We start from the raw sequence: 16,153 nt of genomic DNA, 5'->3' as shown, positions 1-16,153 counted from the left end.
CTCAATCGAGATCGTTAGACAACCCTTATTTTTAGTTTGAACCAACACCTACATTACATACAAACAACAAAAAAAAGAGCTGCTCACCATGATTGGCGAACATGCTCTCTTGTAGGTTATGAGTTGAAATACACACAAATATTACAGTTATTCATCTTTTTAATAGGGATATCCATATCGTAAATTTCTTTTAATGCTTCAGAGTTAATGATTTCATCCGTAGGACCGTCTTTGACAACGCGACCTTCTTTCAGTGCCACTATGCGGTCTGAATAGACAGAAGCGAAATTGATGTCATGCAAAACAATGACGACCGTCTTGCCGAGATCGCTAACTAAGCGGCGCAAGATCTTCATAATTTGCACGGAATGCTTCATGTCAAGGTTGTTCAATGGTTCATCCAATAGAATGTAGTCCGTATCCTGCGCAATAACCATTGCGATAAATGCACGTTGACGCTGCCCGCCGGACAATTCATCCATGTATTCATGCTGCATATCCATTAATCCCATATATTCCATCGCTTGTTCAACCATGCGGATGTCTTCGGCATTCAACTTACCACGTGAGTAAGGGAAACGACCAAAAGAAACCAATTCACGGATTGTCAGTCGAACATTCATGAAATTGGACTGTTTTAAGATGGATACGCGCTTTGAGAATTCATTGGATTTCATCTTGTCAACGTGTTTGTTATCCAATAATACTTCTCCTGTATCCGCATCGACTAGTCGGCTTACCATTGAAAGTAAAGTCGATTTCCCTGCTCCATTCGGACCGATGAAAGAGGTGATTTTCCCACGATGTATATCGACATTCACCTTCTCAACGACCACTTTTTTCCCATAGAACTTTGACAACTCACGGACTTGGATCATGAGGATCGACTCTCCTTTAATAGTAAATAAATGAAATAGACACCGCCGACAAAGTTGATGATGACACTGAGTGTAGTCGAGAACGTAAAGATTCGTTCAACAACCCATTGGCCTCCAACTAACGCAATAACACTCATGACCGATGCCCCTGCAATCAGCATTGAATGTTTATAGGTTTTAAAGAATTGATACGATAAGTTCGCAACGATTAATCCAAAGAATGTAATCGGGCCAACTAAAGCCGTCGAAACCGAAATAAGGATTGCCGAAATGATGAGCATTGATTTTACGAGTCGATCGTAACTCACCCCGAGATTGATGGCGGTATCACGACCGAGTGATAGTACATCTAGCTCGTTAAATGATCTTGCACCGGCAATGAAAGTAAGGATGACAATTCCTAATGCCCACCATACCAACTCTCCACTTACATTGTTGAAACTCGCAAACATTTTATCCTGCACCCGGAAAAATTCATTTGGATCAATGAGCACTTGTAGAAATGTTGAGATGCTTTGGAAAAACGTTCCGACAATAATTCCGACAAGCAACAGGAAGTAAATCGGCCGCTTCCCTCCACGGAATAGAAAACGGTACAAAATAAGCGCAAACACTACCATTGTCAACACAGATAAGATGAAATTGACATGTCGGTTGACGATTGTAATGTGGTCAGAACCTAGGAAAAAGATGACGACCGTTTGAAGTAACAAGTACAATGAATCCAATCCCATTATACTCGGCGTCAAAATACGATTATGTGTGATCGTCTGGAAGATTACCGTCGAGTACGCAATCGCGACACCCGTCAACACCATCGCAATCACCTTGATGGCCCGTCGTGGCAAAGCATAATCAAAGCTGCCATTTAAATCATGGAATAAATATAAGGCACAAAAACCTAACGCTAAAACAGAAAGGATTGTCAATTTAGTCGCATCACGCATACGCTTTCCTCCTAAACAACAAATAGAGGAAAATTCCACTTCCGATGACGCCTACCATTAAACTTATGGAGATTTCATACGGATAAATAAGAACCCTTCCTAAAATATCGCATATTAGGAGGAATATCGCCCCTAATAGTGCGGTGTGTGGCAATGTCTTTTTCAAATGATCGCCATGAAAGATTGACACGATGTTCGGAATAATTAATCCTAAAAACGGAATCATTCCGACCGTCAAAATGACAGTCGTCGTAACAAGTGCCACCAATATTAACCCAATATTGACAATACGTTTGTAAGCGAGACCTAAGTTCTTGGAAAAGTCTTCTCCCATCCCCGCGACTGTAAACCGATTTGCATACAAATACGTAATGATTAGCACGGGAATGCTTATGTATAAAAGTTCGTATCGTCCTTTCATAATCATAGAGAAATCACCTTGTAGCCACGATGACATATTTTGAATGACGTTCGCTTTGTATGCGAAAAATGTCGTAATGGACGATAAGATGTTTCCAAACATTAACCCAACAAGTGGTATGAAAATAGCATCTTTAAATTTAATACGGTCCAATATCTTCATGAACAGCAACGTCCCCGCTAGTGCAAAAGCAAATGCAACAATCATCTTTTCAAGCGTTGTAGCACTCGTAAACAACAACATGGATACTAAGATGCCTAGCTTAGTTGCATCCAATGTACCTGCAGTAGTTGGTGAAACAAACTTGTTTCGACTTAGCTGCTGCATAATTAGACCTGCAATACTCATTCCTGCTCCAGCAAGGAGAATTGATACTAATCTAGGAACCCGGCTGATTAGGAAAATTTCAGTCTCCTGTGAATTAAAATCCAAGAGATCTAACGGGTTAATAGAACTCACTCCAACGAATAACGAGAGAAATGAGAATAGAATAAGTGCAATAACCAAATAACGTTTCTTCATAGAGGGCTCCAGTGTTTTATTTGCTACCAAGTTGACTAATCTACTGAAAACGATTATCAATTAGGTGCAAATCCAATTATATCAGTTGTATATAGTGTGTCAACCTCTACTTGAAAATGATTATCAATGAATAAAACAACTTTCTCAAACAACTAAACACCTCCTTGGTTACAACAGTCTTCTACGAGTTATGGCAGTTTATCAACAAAACGCTCTGCAAACGAAAAAAGCTAATACGATGGATCGCTGATCATACTAGCGTCCAATCGTATTAGCTATAACATCATTCAAGAAATCTTATTCTTGCCCTTCCTCTTGCATTATTTCCTCTAGATCGACTGCGTTATCAATGACTTCTTGTGGAACGGCAATTTCTTCGATTTCATTGATTTTTGTAAGTACAGATTTTATTTTTTGTACCATATGCATTTCTTCGCCATCAACCTTCATTGTTAAATCCATATCCATGTCAAATGCATTTGTATAATAGGTTTCTTTATCGATATGAATCGTCACATTCAATTTTTTGACATCCATATTTTCATATACTTCGGCTTCTTCTTCAGAAAATCCACCTTCAGCAGGCATAGCTTGGCCAATTAGTTCTTTTATTAACCCGCTTAACTTATCTCCTGAAGCAGCAAGTGTCAAAATATATTCATCATCTGTTTGTTCAAATGTAAAATCATCCTTAAACTCTTTAAACATCTTCATATCTAGCGTCGGATCTGTTTCCCCGCCCATTTGCGCCATCAGTTCATCATACATCTCTTTAGGCATCTTAATCCATTCGCCCATTTCTGGATCATTCACATAAAATCCAGTATCAGTCATGTACATTTCCATATCCATTGCACCAAGATCACCCATGTCCATACTCATCTTTTGGTGCATTGCTATTGGATCTACAATCATATCCATATCCATTTTAATTTTGCTATCCATATTTAGATCTTGACCTGGAATTGTCATCTTCTGTTCAATGTCCATTACCGCATTCATGCTCTTTTGTTCAGCTGAAACTTCCATTGCTTTACTATATACTTCTTGCGCTGTCATTTTACTTTCGTTTTTTACTTCTACCTTCTTGCCCGTTTCCGGATCTGTTTTCGGCTCTGCAGCTGATCCACAAGCAGCTAAACCTACTGCGAGAACGCCAATACCTAACCCTTTTAGCCATTTCTTCATAATTTGTTCGCTTCCTTTCAGCTTTCTATTTTTCTTACAGTTAATCATACGGAGCGGAACGAAAAGGGTTCCATTATTCTTCACATTTCTACTATTTGAATCCTTCATCCTATGCATGAATTCATGACTTTTTTCATTCAATTAAGCGAGCCTTACCTACTCCAAATGACCAATCCATACAACATTCCATCCTACGTTTCGCTTCACTCAACATGCGCTTGTCGATTTATGGAATGTGCGTTTGTTATCCATCGAATTCACAATTTATTCGATTGGATAGACAAAGTTATCGCCAATTCGGGACCTTTGATTCATTGTTCCTTCCAACAAACCACTATTACAAAAGGCATTTCTGTGCGACAACATAAGTCAGACTACATTTAAAATCCGCTTTACTAAAATCCTGTTTAGCATGATACATTAACACAGCATTTCAGTACACTTTGGAGTATCAATGTTTAACTTTATGTAAATCGGGCATACTAATACCATCCCACCCCCCTTTCTCTTTATAGATAAGAACTGCACTGACATGTAACCTTGTCAGTGCAGTTTTTTGTTGTGTACAGACATTTGCTGAATTAGTGACTAACGATGAACGCCTCTAACCTTTTCTTTTCATACGCATCCATTTCAACCGTCATAAGCGTTCCCTCTTCTTCGTATTCGGTCTTTTTAACATTGGCTTTGTCATTTAGATAAGAAACAATATCACCACGATCAAACGGAATGAGCAGCTTGCACGTAATGTATTGCTCAAAAATCTTTCTCTTTATGGCGCCGATTAATTCAACCAAACTGTCCGTTTCTTTCGCAGAAATCCATACACTATCCCCTTCTAGTTTCGGATAAGGTACGTTCGCTAAGTCAGACTTGTTATAGACATTAATCGTCGTAATGTTTTCTACTCCAATATCTTGCAACGTCTCATTCGTTACATCCATCATATACCGGTATTCTTCATTGGACACATCGACAACATGCAATAAAAGATCCGCTTCACTTGCCTCTTCCAATGTCGAACGGAAAGCTTTGACAAGATGATGAGGAAGCTTTGAAACAAATCCGACTGTATCTGTAAGTAAAAACTCTTTGTTATCAGCCAACTTCAAATGCCTAACGGACGTATCCAGCGTAGCGAAGAGCATGTTCTCCTCATACACCTGCTTCGCACTTTCTTCATCCATTAACCGTAATAATCCATTCATTAACGTCGATTTTCCGGCATTCGTATACCCAACAATCGACACGACAGGAATACCGCTCTTCTTCCGTTGCTTACGCTGCGTATCTCTACGGTCCCGCACTTGCTCCAAATCTTTTCGCAACTTTGCAATTTGATCTTCAATCTTTCGTCTATCGAGTTCCAATTTCGTTTCTCCGGCACCTTTGTTCTGGAAACCGCCCCCTGTACCGCCTCCTTGCCTGCTTAATGAAGCACGTAATCCGACTAATCGAGGAAGCGTATATTGTAGCTGGGCTAGTTCCACTTGCATCCGCGCTTCATGCGTCCTTGCTCGCCTTGCAAAGATATCCAGAATAAGCATCGTCCGGTCAATGACTTTCACCGCAAGTTCTTGTTCTAGATTTCTAATTTGGGAAGGCGATAATTCATCATTGAAGATGACCAAGTTGGCTTCTGTCTCTTCATAGAAACGTTTTACCTCTTCTACTTTCCCTTTTCCGACATAAAGGGACGAGTGCCTTCGTTCAAGGTTTTGTGTGACCTTGCCGACAACTTCCACATCAATCGCTTCCGCTAAATTTTTCAATTCTTCCATTTCATACGCAAAATGCTCAGCATTCTGTTCTTGTACGCCAACAAGAATCGCCCGTTCAATTAACAACTCCATACATCCAAAACCCCTTCCACATCAACTTGTCTATGCTTACTTGTCAGTGGAAATCACCACTTCTTTTAACCGCTCAACCCCACCTTCATGTTCAATAAATCGTAGTGTCACATTGTTAAGCGAGATTGTATGGTTATCGTCGACTTTCGCGGATAATAAAACCGCCCACTCACCCGTCACACCTAAAGGGTCTTCAACATGAAATACACATTGCTGTATAACCTTCTTCTCATTGGATTCAACAAGTGCTCCTTCAGCTCTCAGTTTGTCGAAACGGAGCTGCTCCGGCTCTTCCCACTCTATGAAAAACGGGTAAGGAAGTTCATTTGAAATCGGTTGATTGATAAAAAGCATCTTCCATCTTTTTATTTCTCCACTCGTGGTTCTTCGTTGGGCGTCCAACACACCAGATGTCAAGAATCCTTTATTTTGCAACTCTTCGTTAAAGGCTTCTATATTTTCGACAGATAAACAAAGTGTTCCCCAACCCTCTTGAATCTTTACATCGTGTAACAACAGTCTTGTTAGCGGATGGTCAACGCGTTCTGCCAGCTCAAGCTTTTCAACTGCTAACCATTCAATATAAGCATTTTTGACGTACATTAACGCATTATGCGTACCCCATTTCTCATGACGTCCTCCAACAACTGCATGCTGTCCATCTTGTTGCAACTGATCTACGATTTCATCCGGACTTTTATGCGTAAAGTATACGACATGATCCAACTTCAACTGCACGACCCCCTATTACCATTCTTTTCAATAGCGTATCATATGTATACGAACAGTGGCACCTGACAAGATAAAATAAAAACCGTCGGCAGCCAATCGTTTTACAAATTGGTTACCCACGGTTCTTTTTTAAGTCATTCTTCAAGCATTATCGTTCTTTTTTTACCATTTCCACAGCATCGTAAAATTCTTTGTCAATGTCTGCATTCGGTTTAAATGTCATCAAGCTGACAATCCACGTTACGATTAAACAAATGATGAACCCAGGTACAATTTCATACAGCATATCGGACAACGCTTCAACGTTCCCCCAAATACCGACCGTAATTGCTCCTGCCACCATTCCCCATAACGCGCCTTGCGACGTAAGTTTACGCCAATAAAGGGATAAGATGATAATCGGTCCGAATGCACCACCGAAACCAGCCCAAGCAAACGATACCAGTTTTAAAATCGATTCTTTATTCGGCCAAGCAAGCACCATCGCAATTAAAGAAACGACAAGTACTGCCATCCTACCTAAAAAGACATAATGCTTATCTGTCGCGTCCGACTTCATCACGGCTTTGTACAAGTCTTCAATTAACGCTGATGACGTTACAATCAATTGTGAAGAAATCGTACTCATAACAGCTGCCAATACTGCAGCTAGCATAATCCCTGCAATGAGTGGATGGAAAATGATTTGGCCAAGTGCAATGAATACAGTCTCAGGATCAGCTAAGCTGACATCCGGATTTTGTTTGTAATACGCAACACCTACAAGCGCTGTTGCGATTGCACCGAATAAGCTCAATATCATCCAACCGATACCAATGCGACGTGCACTCTTTGTCTCTTTTACTGAACTGATCGCCATAAATCGAACAATGATATGTGGTTGACCAAAATAACCCAAGCCCCAAGCAAGAGATGAAATTATACCTGCAGCTGTTGCTCCTTTTACAATGTTAAAAAAGTCAGGATTTACTTCTGTAATACTTGCTGACGTTTCTGCCAAACCACCCGTCAAAAACAGCCCAACAATGGGAACTAACAGAAGTGCCAAGAACATCGTTAATCCTTGAATGAAATCTGTATAACTTACCGCTAAAAATCCGCCAAAAAGCGTGTATGCGATTACAACTGCCGATACAATTAATAAACCGACATGATAATCCAAGCCAAAAGAACTTAAGAAGAACTTTCCACCTGCTACCATACCTGATGACACATAGAACGTAAAGAACACGAGAATGATTAGTCCTGATGCAATCCGCAATAATCTGGACTTGTCTTTCAAGCGATTCTCTAAGTAACTAGGAATAGTGATGGAATCGTTGGACACTTGCGTATACGAGCGTAGACGCGGCGCTACAAGCAACCAGTTCAAATACGCACCTATCGTTAAACCGACAGCAATCCAGGCTTCAACAAGGCCACCCGCATATATTGCACCCGGTAACCCCATTAGTAGCCAACCTGACATATCGGATGCTCCTGCACTCAATGCTGTAACTGCAGGCCCTAATGAACGTCCACCTAACATGTAGTCGGTTAAGTTCGTTGTCCTTTTAAAGGCATACCAACCGATGAATAACATAAGAGCTAAATAAAGAACGATTGATATGAGTTGATACAATTGTTCAGTAGACATAGTGTCCCCCCTATCTATTTTATCGTTTTAATCATAGCATTTTGTGTTGAAATATAAAGTGGTAAAAACAAGAAAGTTTTCTCTGATACATCTATGAATTTTTACTATTCGGCGTACTATCTGACGAACAGACAATTTTCCGTTATAATCATCTACAAAGGCAGAACCAAACAAACTAACTTTATTCCATCATTTTCAACAGATTTCCCGGGAAATGAACAGAACTCGACAGGAGGAGACAGAATGACACACGAACAATGGTTACAAAAGACAATTGAGATGGCAATAGAAAATGTTGAGCAAGGTGGCGGTCCTTTTGCTGCACTCCTTGTGAAAAACGGCAATGTTCTCGGGCAAGGAACAAATCGTGTTCACATCGCACAAGACCCTTCCGCACATGCAGAACTGCTTGCCATTCGTGAAGCATGTACAACCTTACAAACAACTGATCTTTCCGATTGTATTTTATACGCTAGCGGTGAACCATGCCCTATGTGCTTAGGTGCGGCTTATTGGGCAAAAGTAGGGAAAATCTATTATGCATGCAACAAAGTAGAAGCAGCTGAAGAGACCGGTTTTGCTAATCCCTTAAAAAACTTCTTTCCAGACCAATCTATAGACCCTGACAAACGTTCAGTTCCGTTTATCCAACTAAAAACCGACAATGCCCTAGATCCCTTCCTCGTTTTCCAAAAAAGGAATGGTTCCACTTCAGGAAATTGACTTGCCAAGTCAATTTCCTATTATCACTATGAAGTTTTGGTCAAACAACTGCAATACTTACTGTGACTTCTCACTCAGCATGTTGCGTTTTCATTTGACGGTCTGCTGCTAATAAAATCATAGATGGCTAACGGCATTTAGCGCGACAAACGTTCGTTCGGCATTTTTCTCCCGCGTTACTGGAGATGGCCCGCATTCCTACTCAGATCTGGCCATAACTCAGCATAACTCCTGAAATCACGGCATAATTAGAGCAAAAGCTGCATTCTTCCTCATATAACCGCATAAACTACTCAATCTCCGCATTCTTCCTCAAATATCAGCATAACTAGCTCAATAACCGCCTATCCAAGTCACAATGCCTCCACTACTACCTATTCCCTTTCAAGTTTAACGTCTTCCATTTAGGGAATCGTCTAGTAAGGAGGGATGTAGTATGCCGTGGATGAAAAATGATTATCCCGATTCATTTAAAAACTTGGATTCTGATGTTAGAGAAAAAGCAATTGAAATTGCAAATGCATTGTTGCGCGAAGGAAACGAAGAAGGTCGCGCGATATCCATAGCGACTGCAAAAGCTCGTGAATACGTACAAGGTGATAATTCGGAAACTCAAACGACTTATGAAGCTTTTTCCAGAGACTATGATTGGATATTGATGAAGAAAAATGGCGAACGAGCAATCTTTAAAGAAACGACAAAGCATGAACTGTTAGAAAAAGCGAAACCCTATGTCAATGAACATAACGGCAGCCTTACAATTTACCATGAAGATGGTTCCCACGAACAAACATTGTATGCATAACATTGAATTCCGTATGTAGCATGGACTTCAGCCACTGTTTCATACATCTAGTTAACGACAAAAAAACGCCAGAAACCATTTTCATAATCATTGGTTCCTGGCGGTTTGTATTTACCTCGTTGTTTAAGCAAGTGTGTAAGGACCTCACACAACTCACTCTTTCAATTACCGGCTCACCACTTCTTCTACCGACATTTCTCGAAGTTTGAACTTTTGGATTTTCCCAGAAGCCGTCATTGGGTACTCCTCTACAAAATGAATGAACCGGGGGATCTTATGGTGAGAAATTTGCCCTTTACAGAAACTACGTATAGATTCTTCGTCAATGGCAGCACCTTTCTTTGGAATAATCCAAGCCATGACTTCCTCGCCATACTTCTCATCAGGCACTCCAACAATTTGCACATCCAAAACGGCAGGATGAGTGTAAAGAAATTCTTCGACTTCTCGCGGATAGATATTTTCCCCACCTCGAATGATGACATCCTTTATCCGCCCAGTAATATCAATATAGCCTTCTTCATCCATGACCGCGATATCACCTGTACGTAACCATCCTTTTTCATCGATCGCTTCACGTGTCGCCTCTTCGTTATTATAATAACCCTTCATAACGTGGTAACCGCGCGTGCAAAGTTCTCCTGGTTCTCCAACAGGCACTTCTTCACCCGTCATTGGATCTATGATTTTCACTTCCACATATGGATGTGGTTTACCAACAGTGGATACGCGTTTTTCAATTGGGTCATCCGTTTGCGTTTGTGTAATGACCGGCGAACATTCCGTTTGTCCATAGCAAATTGTAATTTCATGAGCACCCATATCCGAAATGACGCGTTTCATCACTTCAATCGGGCATGTAGAGCCTGCCATAATGCCAGTGCGCAATGAAGATGTATCATACTTTTTAAAATCAGGATGATTCAATTCTGAAATGAACATCGTCGGAACACCGTGTAACGCAGTGCACTTTTCGTCTTGTACTGCTTGCAGTACACGTAACGGATCAAATTGCTCTACAATTACCATTGTAGCTCCATGTGTCACAGCTGCTAAATTACCTAGCACACATCCGAAACAATGAAAGAATGGTACCGGAATACAAACTCGGTCTTCGTTCGTTAATTTCATAAAATCACCGATAATTTTTCCGTTATTGACGAGATTATGATGCGTCAACATGACCCCTTTTGGAAACCCCGTTGTTCCTGACGTATATTGAATGTTAATCACATCATCGGCTGTCATGGATTGCTGTCGTTTCTTCAGCTCATCATCCGTAATTCCATCTGCATGCGCTAAAAATTCGGACCACTTATAAATGCCCGCCTCTTGCTTATCGGTCATCAGAATGATTCTTTTTAACTTAGGCAATCGTTGGCTTGTTACGAAGTCATCTTCCTTATCATTTAACTCGGGACAGATAGAACGGATAATATCGATGTAACTTGTTCCTTTAAAACCCTCGTCTACGATCAATGTCGTTGCATCTGATTGTTTTAAGAGGTACTCCAATTCATTGGCTTGATAATTCGTGTTGACGGTAACGAGAACGGCTCCCATCTTACCGGTAGCAAATTGACTCAATAACCATTGAGGCTTATTGTCCGACCAAATCGCGACATGCTCCCCTTTTTTTATCCCCATCCCGATGAATGCCTTCGCCAGTTCATCCGTCTCCTGGTCGAACTCTCGATAAGTCTTGCGAATTCCATGTTCGGGATACACATAAGCTTCCTTGTCCGGATTCTTTTGTGTCCATTCTTTCACGACTTCTCCAACTGTTTGATTTAACAAAGACATCCACCTATCCCCTTTCTAAAAATCTATTGTTAGTTACATATTATCACAAAATTCGGAAGGAGTAGTAGGTAAATTTATTCAATTGTCAGCCTTATTCACGATTACCTATACGATTCGCCCAAATTATCTAACGGGAAGACACGACCCCTCTCGTCTTTATAAACGACGTGATGGCGTTCTAATTTCGTCGGTGAATCAAGACCGGCCGCTGCTGCAATGCGGAACAATCCTTCACGCATCGTCAATATATAATTCGTTACCCGATACTTCTTTTCTTCTACGACAAGTCCTCTCTGCAAGTTTTTATCGGTTGTTGCAACACCTGCAGGGCAATCGTTTGTGTGACAACGGTGCGCCATAATACAACCGACGGAAATCATGAATCCGCGGGCGATTTGTACGAGATCGGCTCCCATTGCCAATGCCAATGCAGCCTTATCAGGCGTTGTAATTTTGCCAGATGCAATAATTTTCACTTCATCACGTACGCCATGTTTCTTCAATGCATCATCGAGAAGCATGAGTGCAGATTTCAAAGGCAGTCCGACACTATCAGCTAAATCTTGGTACGTAGCACCGGAGCCACCTTCCGCACCGTCCAAGGAAATAAAGTCGGGCCCTTTTCCCGTTTCCTCCATGAATGAAGCCAGCTCTTCTGCGTCTTCTTTCCCACCAATCACTACTTTTATCCCAACAGGTTTTCCGCTATGATTTCGTATTTTTTCGATAAAGTCAAATAATGTCGGATAATCCGAGAACTGCTTGAACCGGTTCGGACTATTAATGGTCGTATACGGTACTACATTCCGGATCTTAGCAATTTCCTCGGTTACTTTCTCTCCTTCGACATGACCACCGCGCATTTTGGCACCTTGCGCGAGTTTAATTTCAAAAGCTTTCACTTGTGGGATTTCCGCTTTTTCTCGTAATCTTTCCCAACTGAATTCGCCATCCTCCGTTCGGAATCCAAAGAGGCCAGAGCCAATTTGTGCAATAATGTGCGCATCACCTTCCAAATGATAAGGGGATAGTCCACCTTCACCCGTATTCATCCACGCTTCTTTTGCCAACCCGATTCCTTTCGACAGTGCTGTAATCGCATTTTCACCAAGCGCTCCGTAGCTCATCCCAGATTGTCCAAGCAAACTTCTTACGTGAAAAGGATGTTCGCAATTCGGTCCGATAATAATTGCATCCTCATCTGGTAATAACCACGGCATCGTTGGAATTTCTTCACGATGCTCCTTGCGGGAAAATAAATTATCGTTATCAATCCTGTAACGCATTGTATGGATGAGGGTTTCATTGTCCACACGCATTTCCTCATTCTGCTTTGTGAACATCGCATTTCGAATATAATAGCCTGCCTCGTCAAAATTTCGTTTGGACCCGAAACCGATAACATTGTTTAAATACTTGCCTGGCATGACCATATGTAAATATTCTTCCCGATTAAATGGTTCACCGTCATTGTCATCGTCAAACAAATATTGTCGAAGTTCTGGACCTGTCTTTTCAAGCACATACCGCATGCGGCCTAAAATCGGATAGTTCCGTAGAATCGCATGCTGCTTTTGCCTTTTATCATAGAAATAAAGAAATAGTGCTGTCAGTATTGGAATGACGACTAAAAATAGGAGAATGACTGTTGTCGTCATCGAAATACTTTCCAACCAACTCATCTCGACACCCCTTTTCGAACGGATTTTTGTAGTGTACCATTAATCTATTCACTAACTATAGAATACTTAAACAATTAGGAGGAAACGTAATGGTCATCGAATTATTAACTGCACATGCATCTGTCCGAAAATACAAGAATCTCACTCTACCAAAAGAAAAAGTGTATGAATTCATTCACGCTGGACAGCATGCCGCTAGCTCTCACTTTGTCCAAGCCTATTCTGTCATCTACGTGACCGAGCAGGAAAAGCGCGAGCAATTAGCTGAGCTTTCTAAGAATAAACGACAAATTCTTTCAGCAGGGGCTGTTCTTCTGTTCTGTGCCGACTATTGTCGATTAGAAAAAGCAGGGGCGCTTCATCAAAAGGATATTGATTATTCGTATACCGAAAATCTTTTAGTAGGTGCAGTGGATGTTGCTTTATTTGCCCAAAATGTCGCCATTGCTGCTGAAAGCCAAGGATACGGCATCTGTTATATCGGAGGCGTCCGGAATGCACCACATGAAATAAGTGAGCTATTTCAATTACCAAAAGGGGTTGTTCCATTGTTCGCTATGACAATCGGCGTACCTGACGAAGCGAATGAAGTGAAACCTAGGTTACCTGTTGAAGCTGTTATTCACGAGAATGGCTATGACAGCGACAAATATGAGGAGCTTTTACAAGCATATGATCAGACGATGCATGCGTATTATCTTAATCGCGGATCCAACCAGAAGGATACGGAATGGTCCTTGCAAATGGCAGATTTCCTATCCGAGCCAAAACGTACGTATATGAAAGAATTCCTCATCCAACAAGGTTTTGAAATGAACTGACAAGTGCTTGTGTGCACAAGAAAAACCATCCGTCTGCTAGCCTCTTCAGCTAACAGACAGATGGTTTATTCCTATAAGTATTCGATTTAACTCCACAAACCAGCAGTCTCTAATTTCTTTTTCCCTTTGAAAGCGAAAAGTATTGCGACTACGTTTAAGACAAACATTGCAATAATCGCATAAAGTACTGTTGTATAACTACCTGTCATTTGGTAGATAAAACCGTATAAAGGAAGTGCGACAATACCTGCTACCGCTAAACCGATTGCTGCTAATGCATAAATTTGACTATATTCTTTGTTACCAAAGAGTGCTGTCGTCAACAACGGTCCTAACGTTCCAAGTGCTGCAATAACGAAGCCTAGAATGAAAACAGCTATTGTAAACATCATTTTGTTACCAGGGACGAACAGCAAAATGACGATCGGAACAACCCCTAACAACATAGAGAAGATTGATGTGTTCTTTACACCAATTTTATCGCTTAGGAAGCCTAATACTAGGGCTCCAATAACAACACCAAGTGACCAACCACCCATTGCATTACCTGCAAATTTAATGTCGTACCCTAAGCCCATTGCAAATGGTGCGACGTGCTGATTAAAACTTGCAATTGACGTCAACAGGAAGAAGAAGAGCACTAACATATAAAACGCACTCGATTTTTTCGCGACTGCTGAAGTTACACCTGTTTCAGCCACTGATGCTGCAGTTTGTGCCGCATCAATTGGCATTTCAGCCATACCGTATGGTTGAAGACCTTTTTGCTTTGGTGCCATACGGATCGTCAATAATACAACAGGAATGACAATCGCCATTACGCCAAGTCCTAGAATCATATACGTGTTTCTCCAACCTTCACTAGCAATCAAATTCCCTGCCGCTGGTTGAAGTATTGCACCGAATAGTCCACCTGAAGAAATGATAATCCCCATTGCCAAACCATTATGCTTTTTAAACCATCTATTGACAAGAACTGGACCAGCCATCTGACCTGTAAATACAGATCCCATCGCCATCGGAATTGAGAACAAATACCAACCCCATACGGAGTTCATCAAACCAAACATCGCAAACGCTCCACCTTGCAAGACAATCGCAACGATTAGCAGGATACGAATATCATATTTCGCCATCAACTTTCCAGCAATCGGAAGGAACAACATCGTGACGATGGAAGAAATACTAAAATATAACGTTAAACTCCCCATACCTATTCCAAGGTCTTCGGTTACAGGTGTTAAAAACAAGCCACCAGCTGTCATTATGCCACCTTTTGCAAGACCAACCATTAAAACTAAACCTACTAAAACCCACCAAGCATAGTGAATTCTTTTCTTTTGAACACTCATGTAGAAATCCTCATTTCTTCTCTTTGGTGTTTTCTATTGCTAGTACTAAATTATACAAACTATGTTGTGATAGTAGACAAGCTATGCGCAAAAGCGTGTCCTAGCGTGTGTTCGTCAACCCAGCTATTCAACAAAAGTGTTTATAAGTAACTTATAGTACCTAAGTTATTTTCCGTAACGATGATAGCCTGTTTGAACCTAGTTGTCAATACCATAAATAGGACATTTTTTGACTCTTGATATGCTACAAGTTTTAACGGTATTATGATAGAATTAACAGACTACTGTAAGTTAATACTATTCGTTATTTACTATTGTTTTTTGAAATATGTAAGAAAGGGCGATTGGATTGACCAAAACAAGAAACTCGGAAGACGTTTACACAAAAATCAATGCTGCCTATCAAATCATTGAGAAAAAGTGGATGTGCACAATCATATGTTCCTTAATGAAAGAACCTAAAAGATTCAGTGAAATTAATTCTCAAATCCCTGAACTGAGTAACCGCATGCTTACAGAACGAGTGAAAGAGCTTGAAGATATTGGTATCGTCTTCCGTCAAGTCATTACAGATCGACCGATTCGAACAGAATATTCATTAACACAAAAAGGCCAAGACCTAGGAAAAGCATTAAAACCAATTCAAGACTGGGCAAAACATTGGCTATGATAAAGTTCACTGCAACCTAAAGATCAATACTTTCAAGAACCCACAATGCTTTAGAGTCACCTTTGTGGGTTCTTTTTTGGTATGGTAATACATACACACTCGCACGAAATGAGGTACTAG

The 16,153-nt window shown here is 40.8% G+C and carries 14 protein-coding genes; 4 read left to right on the top strand and 10 right to left on the bottom strand.

Going from position 1 to position 16,153, the window contains the following annotated elements; genetic code table 11:
* Positions 1-116: 116 nt before the first annotated feature.
* The 7 genes from ACVHUV_RS05655 to putP form a co-directional block, all read right to left on the bottom strand.
* Positions 117-878 (bottom strand): iron ABC transporter ATP-binding protein, encoded by a 762-nt coding sequence (locus tag ACVHUV_RS05655; protein WP_317945126.1) that lies wholly within the window; start codon positions 876-878, stop codon positions 117-119.
* A complete protein-coding gene (locus ACVHUV_RS05650; protein WP_317945128.1) occupies positions 875-1,825 on the bottom strand; it encodes an iron chelate uptake ABC transporter family permease subunit in 951 nt (316 codons plus the stop codon). Before ACVHUV_RS05650 ends, ACVHUV_RS05655 begins: the two co-directional genes overlap by 4 nt.
* Positions 1,818-2,768 (bottom strand): ABC transporter permease, encoded by a 951-nt coding sequence (locus ACVHUV_RS05645; protein WP_462086379.1) that lies wholly within the window; start codon positions 2,766-2,768, stop codon positions 1,818-1,820. The genes ACVHUV_RS05650 and ACVHUV_RS05645 overlap by 8 nt, the downstream gene beginning before the upstream one ends.
* A 297-nt stretch (positions 2,769-3,065) precedes the next feature.
* Complete coding sequence (locus tag ACVHUV_RS05640; RefSeq protein WP_371391625.1) at positions 3,066-3,956, bottom strand: DUF6612 family protein; 891 nt, start codon at positions 3,954-3,956, stop codon at positions 3,066-3,068.
* 581 nt (positions 3,957-4,537) lie between these two features.
* Complete coding sequence (gene hflX / locus ACVHUV_RS05635) at positions 4,538-5,809, bottom strand: GTPase HflX (RefSeq protein WP_462086378.1); 1,272 nt, start codon at positions 5,807-5,809, stop codon at positions 4,538-4,540.
* A gap of 36 nt (positions 5,810-5,845) precedes the next feature.
* Positions 5,846-6,541: a VOC family protein gene (locus tag ACVHUV_RS05630; protein WP_371391627.1), complete on the bottom strand. Its 696-nt coding sequence runs from the start codon at positions 6,539-6,541 to the stop codon at positions 5,846-5,848.
* Positions 6,542-6,689: 148 nt separating this feature from the next.
* Complete coding sequence (gene putP, locus ACVHUV_RS05625; RefSeq protein ID WP_317945136.1) at positions 6,690-8,177, bottom strand: sodium/proline symporter PutP; 1,488 nt, start codon at positions 8,175-8,177, stop codon at positions 6,690-6,692.
* Between the two features lie 243 nt (positions 8,178-8,420).
* Between putP and ACVHUV_RS05620 the strand changes: the two genes are divergently transcribed.
* A complete protein-coding gene (locus ACVHUV_RS05620; RefSeq protein WP_317945137.1) occupies positions 8,421-8,900 on the top strand; it encodes a nucleoside deaminase in 480 nt (159 codons plus the stop codon).
* 436 nt (positions 8,901-9,336) lie between these two features.
* The gene (locus ACVHUV_RS05615) at positions 9,337-9,705 is read left to right on the top strand and encodes a DUF2188 domain-containing protein (protein WP_462086377.1); all 369 of its coding nucleotides are present in this window, start codon (positions 9,337-9,339) and stop codon (positions 9,703-9,705) included.
* 165 nt (positions 9,706-9,870) lie between these two features.
* Here ACVHUV_RS05615 and ACVHUV_RS05610 read toward each other — a convergent pair whose 3' ends face one another.
* On the bottom strand, positions 9,871-11,508 hold the full coding sequence (locus ACVHUV_RS05610; protein ID WP_462086376.1) for an AMP-binding protein: 1,638 nt from the start codon (positions 11,506-11,508) through the stop codon (positions 9,871-9,873).
* Between the two features lie 101 nt (positions 11,509-11,609).
* Positions 11,610-13,190: an FMN-binding glutamate synthase family protein gene (locus tag ACVHUV_RS05605; RefSeq protein ID WP_462086375.1), complete on the bottom strand. Its 1,581-nt coding sequence runs from the start codon at positions 13,188-13,190 to the stop codon at positions 11,610-11,612.
* Between the two features lie 89 nt (positions 13,191-13,279).
* Between ACVHUV_RS05605 and nfsA the strand changes: the two genes are divergently transcribed.
* Complete coding sequence (gene nfsA / locus ACVHUV_RS05600) at positions 13,280-14,011, top strand: oxygen-insensitive NADPH nitroreductase (RefSeq protein WP_462086374.1); 732 nt, start codon at positions 13,280-13,282, stop codon at positions 14,009-14,011.
* A gap of 86 nt (positions 14,012-14,097) precedes the next feature.
* Here the strand turns inward: nfsA and ACVHUV_RS05595 are convergent, their stop codons facing one another.
* On the bottom strand, positions 14,098-15,363 hold the full coding sequence (locus ACVHUV_RS05595; RefSeq protein WP_317945143.1) for an MFS transporter: 1,266 nt from the start codon (positions 15,361-15,363) through the stop codon (positions 14,098-14,100).
* 349 nt (positions 15,364-15,712) lie between these two features.
* Here ACVHUV_RS05595 and ACVHUV_RS05590 point away from each other — a divergent pair, with 349 nt between their 5' ends.
* Entirely contained in the window at positions 15,713-16,033 is a 321-nt protein-coding gene (locus tag ACVHUV_RS05590; protein ID WP_371391633.1) for a winged helix-turn-helix transcriptional regulator, read from the top strand.
* The last annotated feature ends 120 nt before the right edge of the window (positions 16,034-16,153 follow it).

Source organism: Sporosarcina saromensis (assembly GCF_054901285.1).
Note: the sequence above shows the minus strand (reverse complement) of the source record. Positions and strands in the feature narration are given on the sequence as shown.